This is a genomic window from Stenotrophomonas sp. 278 (genome assembly GCF_003935715.1).
Taxonomy (GTDB): Bacteria; Pseudomonadota; Gammaproteobacteria; order Xanthomonadales; family Xanthomonadaceae; genus Stenotrophomonas; species Stenotrophomonas maltophilia_AH.
Genome location: NZ_RHPP01000123.1, coordinates 1 through 12,833, shown reverse-complemented (window position 1 = coordinate 12,833; position 12,833 = coordinate 1). Strand labels below are relative to the sequence as shown.

The window sequence follows — 12,833 nt, the reverse complement described above, 5'->3', positions numbered from 1 at the left end:
CAGCAGGGCCGCGTGCGCCTGTTCGAGCTCGGCCGGGTGTTCCACCCGCAGGCCGGCGATGACCGCCCGGCACCGATCGAGACTACCCGCGTGGCCGTGGCCGTATGCGGCGAGGCCGATCCCCAGCAGTGGGGCCTTCCCACCCGCAAAGTCGATTTCCATGACCTCAAGGGCGACCTGGAGTCGCTGGCCGCCGCCTCCGGTGCCGCGCTGACCTTCGTGCCCTCGACCCGTCCGTACGGCCATCCGGCCCGTTCGGCCGAGGTGCTGCGTGACGGCCAGGCCATCGGCTGGATCGGCCAGATCCACCCGCGCCTGGCCCAGGCCATGGATATCGACGTGGACGTGTACGCCTTCGAACTGGACCTGGCTCCGCTGGCCGCCCGCGAACTGCCGCGCGCCAGCGAACTGTCCCGGTTCCCCTCGGTCCGCCGCGATCTGGCCTTCCTGGTTCCGGAAGGGGCCGCCTGGGCCGACCTGGAGGCCACCCTGCGCCGTGCCGCCGGCCCGATGCTGCGTCAGGTGACCCTGTTTGACCGGTACGTGGGGCAGGGCGTCGAGCCCGGTTTCAAGAGTCTCGCTATGGGCTTGATTTTGCAGGACAAGTCGCGCACTCTGACGGACCGCGACGTGGACGCGGTGGTCACCGAGGCGGTGGCTGCCATGGAGCGTGAACACCACGCCCGGATCCGCGGATGAGCGGGAAGCATGGGGGGTAGCAGGCAATGGCATTGACCAAGGCGGAGATGGCCGAAAAGCTGTTCGACGAAGTCGGTCTGAACAAGCGCGAGGCCAAGGAATTTGTCGACGCGTTTTTCGATGTGCTGCGTGAAGCATTGGAACAGGGACGTCAGGTGAAGCTTTCCGGCTTCGGCAATTTCGACCTGCGGCGCAAGAACCAGCGCCCGGGCCGCAACCCGAAGACCGGTGAAGAGATTCCGATTTCCGCCCGTACGGTGGTCACCTTCCGTCCGGGCCAGAAGCTCAAGGAGCGGGTGGAGGCATATGCTGGATCCGGGCAGTAACCGCGAACTTCCGCCGATACCGGCCAAGCGCTACTTCACCATTGGTGAAGTCAGTGAGCTGTGCGACGTCAAGCCGCACGTGCTGCGCTACTGGGAAACCGAGTTTCCCAGCCTGGAGCCCGCCAAGCGCCGCGGCAACCGCCGCTACTACCAGCGCCATGATGTGCTGATGGTGCGGCAGATCCGTGGCCTGCTCTACGAGCAGGGCTACACCATCGGTGGTGCGCGCCTGCGCCTGGAAGGAGCCGGTGCCCGCGAGGAGTCGGCGCTGAGCAACCAGATCATCAAGCAGACCCGGATGGAACTGGAAGAAGTGCTGCAGCTGCTGCGCCGCTGATCCTTTTTCTTCACAAAACGGGTATACTCGTCGGCCCGCTGCAAGGCGGGGACAACACCAGCATCATCGGGGCGTAGCGCAGCCTGGTAGCGCATCTGCCTGGGGGGCAGAGGGTCGTCGGTTCAAATCCGGCCGTCCCGACCAAATCTGGTGGAACATCAAGGGCTTGTACCATACGGTGCGGGCCCTTTTTGTTGCATCACCCTATTTTCACCCTATTTTCACCCTATTCCCACCCTGTAGACATGGTCGACAAGTCCGCGTCACGGGTGCACAGAGGGTATGCAGCTCCGGGAGTTATCTGGCTCAGTTTGTTTGCGGGATGGCGTTCAAGGACATCCTCGACTGACGATAATGCGGACGTCCAGGCTCTTCGGCCGACAGGCGGAATCTGGGTGGTCGCGACCTTTACAAATGCCTGAGCCCACTGGCAACCTACTGGATAGCGACTTCAACACAGATCGTTACAAGCCTGGGACCAGCGGTGAATCTGCGCTATACAGAGATCTTTTGGATCAGCTCGCTCTCAAGGCATGATTGAGGGACGACGCCGCGTATGTCTTGTGCAGGTGAGCCGCCAAATCGGTGTTCAAATTTCATTCGTGGACCATAATCCTTAGGGGGACGTGTGCAGAAGCCAATTTCGGAGGACGCCCTCGCTCAGAGGATCGCATGGAGCCTCGGTGCAACGTTTGAAGTTAGGGAGCTAGGAGCTTACTCGCTTAGCAATCAGCGATTCGGCTTGGACATGTTGTTGCCAGTGGATGCCTTCGCCGCTGTATTCAGCGACCTTGCGAAGTACACAATTGCCGACGAAACCGCTCTCGTTTCTGACACGACCTATGAGATATTGGTACAGGAGGAATCTCCTCATCATTTTCGGAAGTTTCGAGAAGATAAGCTCTGCGTTTCCGAAGAGGATGATGGAATAGAGTACGAGCTCTCTCCGGCTTCGGATGCGTACCTCACCTGGTTGCTTTCCACCGTCCAGACGCAGAGAGAAATGCGTGACCTTGGCTTCGGTTACTTGTCAGGTATGCGATTTGAGCGGATGAGAATCGAAATCGAGTCCTCCAGTCCGTTTGATATTTTGCGGGCGGTGTCCGTATACCGCTTCCTAACGCTCAAAATCCGTGCGAAGAGCAAGGCCTCAGTGAGGAGGTTTCAGCAGCTCTCGTCATCCTTCTTGTTCCATATCGCGTTTAATCTTGATGTGGCTTTGGTGCAGGTTCGATTTCTGGAGGAGCTTTCGAGTCGCGGGCGAATCAATCGGATGCGAAGATCAAAGGTTGACGAGATTGATCCGCCGCGAAGGATGTACAACGAGGATTTGGTCGCTCACTACGTGCTCGCCGTTTCAACCGATAGTCCGTCAGTCCAGTTCCTGTCTTATTACCACGTGCTAGAGCATTTCTTTGAATCGATCTTCAATGATGAGTTGGTGGATAAAGTAAAGTCGCAAATTACCCATCCTGCTTTTTCGTATCGGCGTAAGAAGGATGTGGTATCGCTAATCGACCAGATAAAGCGATCGCTTCAGATTAGGAGTGAGACAATTACGTTCAGTGAGTCAGAGGCGCTCAGGTTGACCCTAACTAGGTACGTTGATGTCTCAGAGCTCGCTAGTAGGATCAATGAATACTCTCCTTCCCTTGTTGAGTATTACCGGTCAAATGAGGTTGCCTTCTCAAAAGCTCCGGCAGTTGATCTAACTTCGCATGACCACGAATTGGTTATAAGGACTCTAGGTCGGAGGATCTACGCAACAAGGAACGCATTGGTGCACAGCAAAGACGGGGACAAGCAGCGCTACACGCCCTTCAAGGATGAGCGCGAACTTCTGAGTGAGGTGCCGCTTTTGCGTTTCATTTCTGAGCAAGTAATTGTTGGTACCTCCACGTAGTCTCAGATGTGACTGATTTCAGGTCAATCGTCCAGGCTGTGGCAATAACCGGCTTCTATGAACTTCCGGTCCTGGGCGAAGCAGGCCATTGACCAGTCGATGATTCCTGGCGGTTGATAATGGCCGCTTTCGAGGCAGAGCGGGCATCCGGAACAAGAGCCTGAGCCATTTTTGCTGTCCGAGTGGCAAAGGCTCGTAGCCTATTATGTGGGCGCGGCGGCGCTTAGAAGGCCGGCCCGACTTTGGCGCATTGGCTATCAGAGGTAGGGGGAGGGCATGGCTAACTGGAAGAATAGAGGTGAACGGGGCGACAGGATGTCGGCGCGAACGCCATCGATTGATAAGAGCCCGGGATGGCTTACTTGGGGCCGTTGGTTGATTTTGGTCTCCGGTTGGGTGGCAGCCGCTATTGTCGGTGTGCTCGAACTGCCAGCCAAGATCGTGTCCTTCTCGGAGAATTATGCTCCGGCAAAGGAGACTACGCTCAATGCGGCAATCGGCTACCAGAAGTACGTCGGGCGCTTCTCAAGTGATCCGAACGCATGGAAGGGTCGGAATATTGTTAGCGACGGCACTCGTGTTCCCGATGTGGGGGAAGTACAGTTGGATATCGAGTACCTCGGCCACGGCGAGTACCAGGGGGAAATTCGCTCGGAATACATGGCGAAACATGCCCTAGCTCCTTGGTCGAGGGTTATGATGGATGGGAAGGTTGGTCTTACAGGAGCCTTCCAAGGCGTCGTGTGGGACACCGTTAACGGGAGTCGCGTTTCATACGCGTCGTTTCGTTTGTCTCCAGAAGACGCATCTAGTGGAAGCCTTCGACTTTCGGCAACATCCGAGAACGATGTTTTTTCTGGCGAAGTTGTGCTTTGGCCGACTGATTTCGAGATGTCCGGAGGAGAGCGCGGGCGAAGATTTGACGCGTTGCTTGACGAGGTCCTTGCCTCGCCCTTGGAGAACGGAAGTCATAAAGAGGTCGAGAATGAGGTCGGTCCTCTGGTGCCCGGACGAGATCGAAGGTAGACGCTGCCGCGTGCTCCACCTTAATGGATGGACTGCTAGCAAAGTCAACGGCATAGTACTTATCGCACCAACATGTTGCCGGGTTGGACGTCCTGCCATGGGGTATCATGTCCTTCGAGGTAGTGTTCAGTCATGCTGGCAGAGGAGTGGCCCATCAGACCCTGGACCTGCTCGATTTGCCAGCCCGCCTCGCTGAGTAGAGCGCCTCCCAGGCTACGAATCTCATGGAAGCTGGGCGGGTGCTCTCCACCAATGTCGGCCGCCTCGCGAGCGTCCTGAAACGCCCTAGTCAACTGCTCTGGCATTACCTGAGTATGATGCTGGCGAGCAAATGCGCGCATGTTTGAGGGCCGAGCCTTTTCCGGCAGTCGGTGGATGATGTAGGGCGAAAGCACACTATCGCGCGCCTGCGCCAGCAGGCCTCCCAGCTGATCCCCTATGCGTATCTTTAACTTCACCAAGCTGCTTCCTTCGGTCTTCTGTGGGATGACCCAAAGCGCGCCATCGCGCACGTCGGTGAACTTCAACGAAACCACGTCGTCGCGTCGGAGCAGTGTGACTAGCGATATGTCCATGGCTAGGCGGAGCCACGGATCCGCCTTCTGCCATATCGCGGCGTACATCTCCTTGGTGAGCCGTGCCCGTTTACGCTCATGTTGAAACCTACGGGTAGCTAGCACCGGGTTGGTGTCGATCCAGCCTTCCTGTAATGCGCATGCCATGATCCACCCCAGCACCAAGCGGAACTGTTGCCTAGCGCGATCGGACTCGGTCACTGCACGAATGAACTCCGCGCAGTCCTTCACCGTAATTTCTTCCACCGGGCGGCTCCCCAAGCCGGTCTCAATTCGCCGGATGACGCTTTCGTAAACCTCAGCGGTTTTGGGTGCCCAGCCGCGCGCAGGGACGTCGTCGCGACGGAACACCGCGATTGCATCGGCGACGGTCTCGCGCGAACCCACTACCCGGCCCACCAAGTCGTTGCCCGGCATCAGCATGGCGTTGAGCTTCTTGGCCGCGGCGAAGGCCTTCACCTTATCGCGCCCCATGAATGTCTCGCGGCGAGTGATCGGGTGGCGGTACTTGAACCCGTCCCGGTTCGGGTACAGATTGTCGGGCCAGCCCTGGCGGCCAGCGCTGCGCTTCCGTGGTGTCATTTCTTATCCTGCTTCCAATACACGGGCAATGAGGTCATCGCCGTCAGCCAGCCAAGCGTGTGCGTCGATGAACCATGTGCCGCCTACCTTCTTCCCGGGGACCTTCCCGTCCCTCAGCCATCTGTGCAGCTGGGGCATGGTGGGACGGCTGGACTGGTCGAAGTAGGTCTCCAGCCACCGCTGCGGCGTCATCAAATGCATGGCGACAGTTCCCCGAATGTCCTACCGCCGTGCAAGTCTTTGCTGCTTTCGGCTGAATTTTTGACGAGAGTGCCGGGCATCCGGTGCCAGCCGAGGGCAACCCAACCTTGGTATCTAGATGAGCTGGCTTCCCTGTTGACGGTGGGGTGGTTTGCCTTGACGATCCTAGGCGCATGGGGGAGGGTGAAATGGCTCAAGAATTGAAGTTTGATTCGCTGGGAACGACCTGCTACGGCCACGACATTTTTGTTGAGGCCTGTCAGCCGGAGGGGGGAAAGGCCGTCGTGTGCTACGTGGAAGTTGGGGAACGTCCTGTGGTTGACCAACCCCAGTGTGGGCAGCACGAGAGTTTGGTGGATGCGCTCGATGCTGGTCTGCGTTGGGCGATTGCTCGGCTCACCGAACTGCGAGCACGCGAAGCGAGCTATCAGGTAGCGTGAGAATGCGTGAGCGACGGTGCGGCGACGTATTGGCACTATCGAAGACGAAGAAGCTGGGTCAGTCAAATGCCTTCCAGAACAGAATTGAACTCCTACGGGATGGTTGTATCCGCAGTCCATTACGGCTGGTATTGGCGGGGCGTCGTACATATTTTCCGGTCGGACAGCACGCACCTGCGAACCCTTGAAGTGGCCGCGCGGAGCAAGAGCATGGTAGAGGCCGAGGAGGAAGCTGAGCGGCTTGGAGGCTCTTACGTCAGCTCCCTCAACGCTGGCGCGGCCAGCGCCTGACAGTTGGCCGTGCGGCGCGCCAAGCGCATGGATGCCATCTGTGTCGGGATCAAAGGTGACCCTTGAGGCCGCTGGCGCATCGTCGCAGCGATTCTGCAGGGGCGGCCTGTAGAAGTCCTTAGCCACATTTGACCCATGCACCGCGCTCGAGTGGATGGGGATCGGAAGAACACCCCCTTGAGCAGTTTCGCTTACGGGAGCAGACTCGGCCTGTAGGCAGCGGCGGAGCGACGTATGGGTCTGCGAAGAGTCACGCTTTCCATTGGTCGGTACTCCTACACGTGTGAGCTTGTACGAGAGAGCGACACGAGTTGGAGGCTTCAGAAGGTCCAGGTCCACAATGTGGCAGTTGTGGGGCATATCGATTTCCATGCCGGCTCTTGCCTTGCGGCCCTCCAGCAAGGGGAGCTTGTTGCCAATGAGATCATTGCGTCCGCCGGGGCGAAGCCCTCGGATCCAAAGATGAATCGTTAAGAATTGGCCGGTGCTACGGCGATCCTGACACCGCTTCACTGCATTGACAGCCTGCTGCGCCAGGAACACGATCCCGCCTATGCGCCACATGGGATTCGTGGGATGAGCGGTCGTTTCATACTGAAGGAATACATAGATTGCTCGTTGTTCGGCGTCGCTTTCTCTGTGGAGGCGTGGCAACCGACGGGTGGGCGCGCATTCGTTCATTCCGTCAGCATTGTGGGACGGCCGGCGTTTGATCGACTGGACTTGCCGGATGCTTCCACTCTCCAGCAGGCCTTGGACATCGGTGTTGGTTTCGCGGTTGAGCAGATCGACAGGTAGTTGAAGTGCGCTTGGTAGTTTGGGCTTGAACCCGGCAGTTGAGCCGGACAGGAAGTCGCTATAGGCGGCGGTATGCGAGTGCCGCATAGCATTCGCATAACAGCCCACTTTCAACCGCTGGCTGGGCCGAGGATGCGCAACATGCGCATGATGCATAGAGGACTTGAGCTGCACCTGGTCGTGGACCCGGTAGCCGGGGGCTTTCTGGCCACCGTTGTCCTGACGTGGCCGGAAGAGGCAGACTTGAAAACGCAAGTTCAAGAGTTCGGACCTTTCGAAAGCATCATTCAAGCCATAAACGAGGGTGCTATCGAAGCGCGAATCTGGGCCGACACGCTGATTGATGGCACGGGAAGACTTTGACGCGCTCTTTCGCCCTTGTGGCCACAATGAACTCAAGGCAGTATCGAACTGAGTGCAGTCGGGGTACGAAAGATGGCAGTAGCTGTTGCTCCAGAATCGTTTCACAGCGTTGACTTGTCTGTGGATGGAAGGGGTTACACGATCCACTTGTGGCGCGGCGGTGCTAACCAATGGCGCGTGCTGTCTGTTGCTGTAGAGGGGATCGGAAGATCTGAACGACCCATGCCCGATGAGTCTTCTTGCCAAGCTGCTTTGGAGTCGGCCGAGCAGGTGGCGCGGGATTTGATAGAGAGCAGGGCTGCTCTGGCGCAAGTACGGCCCGGACGCGTGCTCCGCTTTCGCTGAAGTGCACGGACCCAGCCTTCCCATGCTGAACTCGTTAGGGAAGGTGGCGGTGGTGATAGACAGCATTGACGCGGTCGCAAAGAGCGCTTCTATAGCTTCTTCCATACGTTTTTTGGAAGAAGTGGTATGGAAGATTGGGAAGGCAGCTTTCGGTTGGTAACGCTTGTAGGCGAGTGCGTGGATCGCCCCGGGCGATGGTACGCAGCAGCCGTGGTCCACGCTCAAGGTGAGCGACGAGCTCTCGAATCGATCCACTTGGAAGGTGATTTCGCCAGCCAGCAGGCTGCTCGATGTGCGGCCCTGGACGCCGCGAGAGAAATTGCCAGCCAGCTGGACCCCGATGATTCCCTCGCAAGGCGGGCCATCGGCCGGTGAGGAAATGCCCTTCACCGGCAGTGGCGATTTCCACGCGAAACAACGACGTGGAGATGAGACTTCCCGCTGAACAAATTCATCTGTAAAGTGTGGCTGCCCATTCAGACAGCCATCTCGATGCCTGCCGATTCCTCGCGCAAGACTCTCCGTGGCGTCATTAACGGGCATACGTTCGTCGTTACAGTGATCCAAATCGGCGACGGGCTCTTTGACTACAGCCTCCAGGTGGATGGGCATGCCGTTTCCATCCCAAAGGTGCGCATGATCACTAGCAAGGGCGATGGGTTTCAGCTCGGCGTGACCGCAGCCGAACGACATATTGAGGGGCTTCCGCGTAAGCCCTGACGACTTGCAGCGAGTCATGCCGCCTTCCTCGTTGCAGCGTCCGGTGTAACACGCACGCGCACGCGGTTCCGATCCAGCCAACGGCGGATGGCGTGAAGTGATGCGTTCGAGACTGCGAAGCTGTGGCCGCCCAAGGTCAGCGTTCTGCGTCCGGCCTTGGCAGTGAGCCGAGCCGACGCTGCAACTTCCACTGGCGAACTGCTATGCGGGCTCGCATACAGCCCAGCCCACAACCAGCCTGCGCAGATCATCAGAACCAGAGTGGTGCCTTGGGAACCGGTGGCGAATGTCTTTTCGATTGGCAGTGGAGAAGGATTCATGCCAAGCCCGCCTTGGTCAGCCCTTGTGCGACCAACGCATCCGCCTCAGCTTCGCCTCGCGCAGTGAGGGTGGCCTTTCCGGGGCAGTCCGGGTCGTCGAAATCAAGAAGCGCACGCTCGTAGAGCCAGTTCATCACGCGGCGGCTGAAGATGCGCGATGGCTGCTTGGAGGAGCAGAATCCGCCACGGGTTCGCTTGAGGGTGCTGTTGCTGGAGCCACGGGCCACGATCAATGCTGCGCGTTCCATAGGCTTTAGTTCTGCGGCCATCTCGTTCTCCAAGTCAGGCAGCATTCTTAGAAGGCATCCGCGCCAGGACGCTCGCGCGCGCCCGAGCTAGGTGGGAGATCGCAATGAGCTCATCGCGCAGGCCCGGGTCGGTCCAGCGCAGCTCGGCAATCGCGAGAGAAGCGCTTGGGACAGTGGCCAGCTGGCACTGGTGGCACTCGAAGTGAATCAGCGGCGGGCACGGTGCTCCGAGCTGGTGCCCTAGGGGAGCGCCAGTGGTTGTCACGATCTGCGGCCGATGCCCGGGGCGGCAGAGCGGAATGTCGGGCGGGGTAGGGCGGGCGGTCTGCATGGCAATCACCTGTTGGCCGGCACGGAAGCGACAAGCGCCTTGGCTTGGCGGGCTTCGTACGCCTGATGGATATCTGTGATCCGGAGAGGGACTACGACGGCGGCTACAAGCGCCAGCACTGCCCACGCGGTTCGCATGCGGGCCTTCATGGCGCACTTCCTTCGCGCTGTTGCGCTTGGTACCTGAGCACCCCCAGGTCGTGCAGTTGTGCTGTCAGTAGCTCCTGCATCCACGAGCTTTTGGCAATGGACGCCGCGCAGAGCTCGCCCCACACCAGGATGATGTGGCGCTCGAGCTCGTCCACGTTCGGGCAGAAAGTGTTGGGGTACGGCAGATGCGTCTGGCTGCTGTGATTGAATGCCTGCGCCATGTTCATGCCCCCACCAAGTCGGAGTTGCCCAGCTGCAGGCTCAGTGAGCGCAAATGCGCCCTGAGTCTGTCGCCCTGCAGTGCCATTGCTGCGTCGGAGCCCTCAATGGAGAGCTGGGTCCACGTCTCAACGGGCAGCTTGAGGATTGGTTCCCCGCCGACGGACAGGACAACCGTGCCTCCGTTGATGTCAGCCGCCGCGGCGACGGTCGCCCCTTCCGGGGAGTTGACCGAGACGGCTGCAGAGATAAGCCCGCGCGCCAGCGCGAAGGCTTCTTGAGCTGAAAGGGACAGCAGGCCTTCGCCAGGCGTGCCGATTCGAACTACGATGGTGCCGTTGCTCGGGCGGGCGTCTGCCACCGGAACGCCAACAGCGCTGATGGTGAGGTAAGCCATGAGTCTCCGTGCCCCGGCCCGGATGGGCGGTTACTGGGGCGACGGGCGTAAACTACAGAATCCTGTAATTGCATGTCAACAGTATTCTGTAATTTTAGCATCCAGGCTGAACCAAGTCAGTCTTGTTCAGTTACTGACTGATGCTGAGGGTGTGGCTCTAGAAGCGGCGAAGTCCCGCGTGCATTAACGCTTTACCCAGGATGGACACTTCACCTTCGTCTGCCCGATAGGTTGGGAAGTCCGGGTTGATGCTTACCACATACATGCCATCGCCACGCCGCTGCAACATCTTGATCTGCGTTTCGCCGCCGATGTTGATCAGGTAGTAGTCGTCGCCGTCGAAGTAATCACAGGTCGTATCTATCCACACAATGTCGCCGTCTTCTAGCTTGGGGCGCATCGATGGGCCGCGCCCAGTGATGATCTGGATGCGGCCGGGTGCTGGCAGGTAGCCGAGCTTTTTGCGGACTTCCCATTCCGCGATCTCGATGGTGCGCACGACCTCAGGGAAGTCCTGATTCACCAACCCCACCCCCATTCCGGCACCCCCTTCGAACAAGTCGAAGCGAACATATCCGGGAAGGGTCTCAGTCTCTAAGATTGATGAGACCGGTCCTATCGGCGTTGCGCTTTTGGGACCTTTGCCTGTTTCCAACCATTGCTGCGAAACTCCAAGGGCATCTGCAATGACGCGCAGCTTGGTACTCGTCTGCATGCCGCCGCGCTCCAGCTCGGAGAGGGTGCTATACCCCACACCGCTCTTAGCCGCCAGCTCGCGGCGGTCCATGTTCTGTAATTCGCGCTCTCGGCGTACGCGGGTGCCAATGGTCTCCATGGACGAATGGTCACAGAACCCTGTAACAGAATGCTGTTGACGAGAATTGCAGAATTCTGTAGCTTGCCGGTCCATGGACTGGAAATCCCACATCGAAGGGTTACTAAAGGCCGGCGCGACAGTTGATCTGTTGGCAGTCGGAATGGGCGTCACGCCTAACGCTGTCAGAGAAATACGGGCTGGACGGACACGGTCCCCCCGTGCTGACGCAGCCTTCAAGCTGGCGGCGATGACGCCTGAGCAGTTCGCCGCCGGGAGGCAGCAAGTCCGGCAGCCCATCAGCGCACTGGTCGACAGCAGGATGAGCAAGCGAGCACTGCGCGCCCGGCTGGGCTTGAGCAGCGACGCGCACCTGGCAAAGGTGCTGGGTCTCCCAACGGAAGATGTCGCGGCTTGGCCGGAAGAGGCCAGTGTGCCGGCAGTGCCGCATGTGCTCAATCTGTTGGGCACTAGCGGACTGACCTGTGCGCCCGATCAACCTTCGGATCCAGATGCAGATCGTATCGTCGGGGTGGATGCGGCATGACCGTCCCGTCTTATCAGCTTCAGCTTGGAACTCCGCGCTCCGCGCTGTGTCGGAGACACAAGCGGAGCGAAGAGCACCGCCTCCACGCCTCCTATCCCGTTCGTCGCGCAGTAGGCGCGAATCGCGGTAAATCGCATTTGTCGCTCGAATCCAATCAGTTCGCTCATGCTTCCAATCGTGCAGCGACATGGGGCGCGAGAGGAACGATGAAACTCTGCGCTTCTCAGGGGATAGCCGCATGACCTGTGCCCGGTCCGACATCTACTGGCGCGATGCAGCCTACAACGCGGTCTCGCGCATGCCTGGAAGCGTCAACGCCGCCGCTGCCTATCTGACCAAGCGTCGGGGTGCCGCCATCAAGGGTGAGTCCCTGCGCAAGAAGCTGCGCGGCCTGGAGGGCGAATCGCTCTCGATGGAGATGATGGAGATGCTCACGGACTGGATGGTCGAGCAGGCAGCCGGCACGTCGGTGGCCACCGACTGGATCCTGTCCCTGGCCGCCCAGTTCAACCTGACCATCGACCACGTGCCCGTGGCACCGGATGCCGTGGCCGATGAGATTGCGGCGATCCGCGACAAGCTGCTGCATGTTTCCAAGTTCTGCGGACAGCTGTCGGCTGTGGCCCTGGACGTGCTGCAGGACGACAAGGTCACCCTGGAAGAAGCCGACCGCATGCTTGATGCCCTGCAGGATCTGCGCTCCATGTGCCACCGCATCGAGCGCAACCTGCGTCGTGCCTTGAAGAAGAGCAGGGCGCGGGCATGACATGGTCACCTACCGCGCACCCCGGGCACCACGTGCACACGGCAAGCGGATCGTCAGCGCAGCGGCGCGTCGTGAGATTGAACGGATCGAGCAGTTGCTCTCCGGGGCCGAGCAAGGCCCGGTCGGTGACGCCGCCCTGGCCGAACGTGAGCGCGCCTGGGCGGCGCTGGAATCTGTGCAGCAGAGGCAATCTTCTCTGCAGCTGGAGGTCTGCCGCGATGGCGAGCCCTGACCGCGCCCCTTCCCCCCGGGGAGCAATGGAAACGCGGTCGCGTCGATTCAGTTCGGTCGCGCCTTCGAGGCTGAACGTCAAACCTGAACGAGCGCCGGTCGATGGGTCCTCCTGGGTCATGCGTTTTGCGGGTAATCAAGCGCGCACTAGCCGCGTACACAGCAGCTCTGGAACTTACTGAATGTCTGCCAATTATGATGATGT

General features: G+C 59.5%; 13 protein-coding genes, 1 tRNA gene and 1 pseudogene. 9 read left to right on the top strand and 6 right to left on the bottom strand.

The window, feature by feature from the left end; all coding sequences use genetic code 11:
- The 6 genes and pseudogenes from EGJ34_RS17130 to EGJ34_RS17105 form a co-directional block, all read left to right on the top strand.
- Positions 1-699: pseudogene (locus tag EGJ34_RS17130) on the top strand (phenylalanine--tRNA ligase subunit beta); the annotation flags it as partial.
- 26 nt (positions 700-725) lie between these two features.
- Positions 726-1,025: an integration host factor subunit alpha gene (locus EGJ34_RS17125; protein WP_005410432.1), complete on the top strand. Its 300-nt coding sequence runs from the start codon at positions 726-728 to the stop codon at positions 1,023-1,025.
- Positions 1,006-1,362, top strand: a complete 357-nt coding sequence (locus tag EGJ34_RS17120) for a MerR family transcriptional regulator (RefSeq protein ID WP_125361692.1) — start codon at positions 1,006-1,008, stop codon at positions 1,360-1,362. The genes EGJ34_RS17125 and EGJ34_RS17120 overlap by 20 nt, the downstream gene beginning before the upstream one ends.
- A 67-nt stretch (positions 1,363-1,429) precedes the next feature.
- Positions 1,430-1,506, top strand: a tRNA-Pro gene (locus EGJ34_RS17115).
- A 484-nt stretch (positions 1,507-1,990) separates the two neighbouring features.
- Positions 1,991-3,265 carry a hypothetical protein gene (locus EGJ34_RS17110; protein WP_125361691.1) on the top strand — a complete coding sequence of 425 codons (1,275 nt, stop codon included), beginning with the start codon at positions 1,991-1,993 and terminating at the stop codon, positions 3,263-3,265.
- 276 nt (positions 3,266-3,541) lie between these two features.
- Positions 3,542-4,291: a hypothetical protein gene (locus EGJ34_RS17105; RefSeq protein WP_125361690.1), complete on the top strand. Its 750-nt coding sequence runs from the start codon at positions 3,542-3,544 to the stop codon at positions 4,289-4,291.
- Positions 4,292-4,350: 59 nt separating this feature from the next.
- On the opposite strand, the gene EGJ34_RS17100 is transcribed toward EGJ34_RS17105, so the two are convergent.
- From EGJ34_RS17100 to EGJ34_RS17060, 6 genes are all read right to left on the bottom strand, one after another.
- Positions 4,351-5,448: a tyrosine-type recombinase/integrase gene (locus tag EGJ34_RS17100; protein WP_125361689.1), complete on the bottom strand. Its 1,098-nt coding sequence runs from the start codon at positions 5,446-5,448 to the stop codon at positions 4,351-4,353.
- A gap of 191 nt (positions 5,449-5,639) precedes the next feature.
- Entirely contained in the window at positions 5,640-8,624 is a 2,985-nt protein-coding gene (locus EGJ34_RS17090; protein ID WP_125361687.1) for a hypothetical protein, read from the bottom strand.
- Between the two features lie 298 nt (positions 8,625-8,922).
- Positions 8,923-9,195 (bottom strand): hypothetical protein, encoded by a 273-nt coding sequence (locus EGJ34_RS17080; RefSeq protein ID WP_125361685.1) that lies wholly within the window; start codon positions 9,193-9,195, stop codon positions 8,923-8,925.
- A gap of 455 nt (positions 9,196-9,650) precedes the next feature.
- Positions 9,651-9,881 (bottom strand): hypothetical protein, encoded by a 231-nt coding sequence (locus EGJ34_RS17070; protein ID WP_125361684.1) that lies wholly within the window; start codon positions 9,879-9,881, stop codon positions 9,651-9,653.
- A complete protein-coding gene (locus tag EGJ34_RS17065; protein WP_125361683.1) occupies positions 9,878-10,270 on the bottom strand; it encodes a hypothetical protein in 393 nt (130 codons plus the stop codon). Before EGJ34_RS17065 ends, EGJ34_RS17070 begins: the two co-directional genes overlap by 4 nt.
- A gap of 157 nt (positions 10,271-10,427) precedes the next feature.
- The gene (locus EGJ34_RS17060) at positions 10,428-11,105 is read right to left on the bottom strand and encodes a helix-turn-helix transcriptional regulator (protein WP_125361682.1); all 678 of its coding nucleotides are present in this window, start codon (positions 11,103-11,105) and stop codon (positions 10,428-10,430) included.
- A 73-nt stretch (positions 11,106-11,178) separates the two neighbouring features.
- Here EGJ34_RS17060 and EGJ34_RS22305 point away from each other — a divergent pair, with 73 nt between their 5' ends.
- The 3 genes from EGJ34_RS22305 to EGJ34_RS17045 all read left to right on the top strand — a co-directional run bounded on the left by EGJ34_RS22305 (position 11,179) and on the right by EGJ34_RS17045 (position 12,629).
- Positions 11,179-11,631: a hypothetical protein gene (locus tag EGJ34_RS22305; protein ID WP_185750220.1), complete on the top strand. Its 453-nt coding sequence runs from the start codon at positions 11,179-11,181 to the stop codon at positions 11,629-11,631.
- Positions 11,632-11,869: 238 nt separating this feature from the next.
- Positions 11,870-12,397: a hypothetical protein gene (locus EGJ34_RS17050; RefSeq protein WP_125361681.1), complete on the top strand. Its 528-nt coding sequence runs from the start codon at positions 11,870-11,872 to the stop codon at positions 12,395-12,397.
- Position 12,398: 1 nt separating this feature from the next.
- Positions 12,399-12,629 carry a hypothetical protein gene (locus EGJ34_RS17045; RefSeq protein WP_125361680.1) on the top strand — a complete coding sequence of 77 codons (231 nt, stop codon included), beginning with the start codon at positions 12,399-12,401 and terminating at the stop codon, positions 12,627-12,629.
- The last annotated feature ends 204 nt before the right edge of the window (positions 12,630-12,833 follow it).